The sequence below is a fragment of the Arenimonas composti TR7-09 = DSM 18010 genome, assembly GCF_000426365.1.
GTDB lineage: Bacteria > Pseudomonadota > Gammaproteobacteria > Xanthomonadales > Xanthomonadaceae > Arenimonas > Arenimonas composti.
Genome location: NZ_AUFF01000022.1, coordinates 1 through 2,155 on the forward strand (window position 1 = coordinate 1; position 2,155 = coordinate 2,155).

The 2,155-nt window shown below is 59.5% G+C and carries 3 protein-coding genes; all 3 read right to left on the reverse strand.

All coding sequences use genetic code 11. From position 1 onward, the window contains the following. Positions 1-173: 173 nt before the first annotated feature. Positions 174-779 (reverse strand): HD-GYP domain-containing protein, encoded by a 606-nt coding sequence (locus K311_RS18225; RefSeq protein WP_081683465.1) that lies wholly within the window; start codon positions 777-779, stop codon positions 174-176. 75 nt (positions 780-854) lie between these two features. Further along, the gene (locus K311_RS0113310; RefSeq protein ID WP_026817712.1) at positions 855-1,145 is read right to left on the reverse strand and encodes a hypothetical protein; all 291 of its coding nucleotides are present in this window, start codon (positions 1,143-1,145) and stop codon (positions 855-857) included. A gap of 124 nt (positions 1,146-1,269) precedes the next feature. Then, on the reverse strand, positions 1,270-2,155 hold an 886-nt coding region (locus K311_RS18535), incomplete at its 5' end, for a hypothetical protein (RefSeq protein WP_211223668.1).

Genomic DNA, 2,155 nt, shown 5'->3' on the forward strand with positions numbered 1-2,155 from the left:
CCGCTTTGAACGATAGGCCCCGACCCGCGGATATTCATGATGGCCCGAGCGCGCCGCGCTTACCCGAAGGCCGAATACACGACTGCAACCGATCCTCCTCCGTCGACTCGATCAGCTGGTGCGTTGTTGAACTGGGGAGTCCATACACGAATTGTTAGGCGGCGCACGCCGGATCATAGCCCTGAAACGTGGGAATCCGGGTTGCGCGCGATAACGCCCGAAAACATTTCAAAGCATTCCGGATCAAGCTTAGTGCCCACCTCACTTTCCAGAATAGTCATAGCCTCGATGTGTGATCTGGGATGGTGATATGGCCTCCCGCTGGTCATTGCGTCGTATGCGTCGACGACCAATAGAATCCGGCAACTCAGCGGAATCATTGTTCCAGCTAGACCGTCAGGATAGCCACTTCCGTCGAATGCTTCATGGTGGTGTCTTACGATTGAAGCGACATCGAGCTTGTTGAGCAGGAATGTTTCCTTAATAATTCGCTCGCCGTGGATGGAGTGGGCTTTCATCTCCTCCCACTCACCTGGCTGTAGCTTTCCAGGCTTTAGAAGAACATTGTCACGCACGCCAATCTTTCCCACGTCGTGTAGCTGGCTCGCGATTCGCAATGAATCCAGCGCCGGATCGGCTAGGTCAAACGCCCGACCCATTTCCACGGCCAGCAAACACACGCGGTCGCAGTGCCCTCTGGTATACGCGTCGCGCTCACACAGTGCGGCAATGAGAGACGGGTAAGCGTTTTTCTGGTCTGCGGCAAATCTGGAGCCCATGGCACGTTCCCCCTGTTTGAGCGCCGCCTAACGCCTGAGTTAAGCCGCGCCGAAGGCGTCGGCTTGAATGAGTGGTTAGACCTGCAGCGGCATGCTGAGGTCGCGGACTCGTACCGTTTCCTTGCCCTGTAGCTCGTACTCGCCAGCCATGATCACATCCCTCCAGTCGACTGCCAGCTGCGAGGCAAGGCGCTCAAGGTTCTTGAGCTTGCCGCGACTGGCAAATGCAGCGCACCTCAGGAGGCGCGCATTGGGCGCAGTGCCGTCGTGGATCCGCGCGTGACCGAGGAGCTGAACCGCGTGCTCCAACTCGTCGGGCGGAAAGCTTCGCGCGAGGAATCTCTCAATGTCGGCAGGAAGGCTCATGCAGGTCTAACGTTTGAGCTGAGCGGCCGCCGCCGGTGAGGCGCTTGGGCCGCGAGGCGGATGATGAACCACAACGCCTCGCGGCCCAAGTGCCTTGCCGGTGGAGGTCCGCTCGAGCGAAGGGTTAGGCGTCATCGCTGACTGCCACTTGGTAGGCTCGAGTGAGCTGCTCTCGTTCTTGCTCACGAAGAAGCGCTGGAGTGGCACCGTATCCGAGTACCGCGTGCAACAGCGCCTGAAAAGCCCCACTCCAGGGCGTAGCGAACGTCTCATCTTCCCCATCGGCCACGAAGGCAGCAACTCCACAAAGGCTGCGCGCACGCTTGCTTAGCACGGAGCACAAGATGGATGGCGCATTGCCCGCAGGCGAACGGGGCGATCGAGAGCCGATGGCCAGCGTGCCTACGTGCGACTGTCCGATGTATGGGGATGCTGGCTCAGCGACCTGGAGCCAACGATCCCAAACTGCATCGTGCGCGATGGCGGCCTCTTTGCTCAGCCCATTGCTCAGCTTCGTGGCTTGAGCCTCAGACAAGGTGCCAGTTCTATTGAGTAGCTGCGCGATCTCCGATCCGCCGTGCTCAAACAATCGCTCCAGAGGCAACTCACGCAGCACCCGTACCGCCGTCGCGCGAGTGTATTTGGCATACGGCAGAGGTTGTTGAAGAGCTTTTCGGAGTATCTCTACTTCCCAGAGACGTCCCGGCCACTTGGCAACGATGCCGGAAGTCGTGTCGTGATCTACCACTATCCAGGGCGGTTCGTCGGTGAATCGGCCGACGATCAACTGTGGTTCGGCGATCGCCATAGACCCTTCCTCGTCGTGTGGCACATACACGAAGCCACGCCCGAGCTCAGCTCCGGTTGGTGTTGATGTGTTGCGAGCGAAGCGTGCTCGGATGCGTGACAGGAGGTCGTTCATGACGCCTAACACCTGAGTTAAGCCGCGCCGCGAAGCGGCGTCGGCTTGAATGATGAAATGGACTCCCCCCGCGTCGCCAAACGGCCTC

Excerpts from the sequence above, each read along its gene's own strand:
- K311_RS18225 (WP_081683465.1), bottom strand. The coding sequence starts at position 779 with ATGGGCTCCAGATTTGCCGCAGACCAGAAAAACGCTTACCCGTCTCTC.
- K311_RS0113310 (WP_026817712.1), bottom strand. The coding sequence starts at position 1,145 with ATGAGCCTTCCTGCCGACATTGAGAGATTCCTCGCGCGAAGCTTTCCG.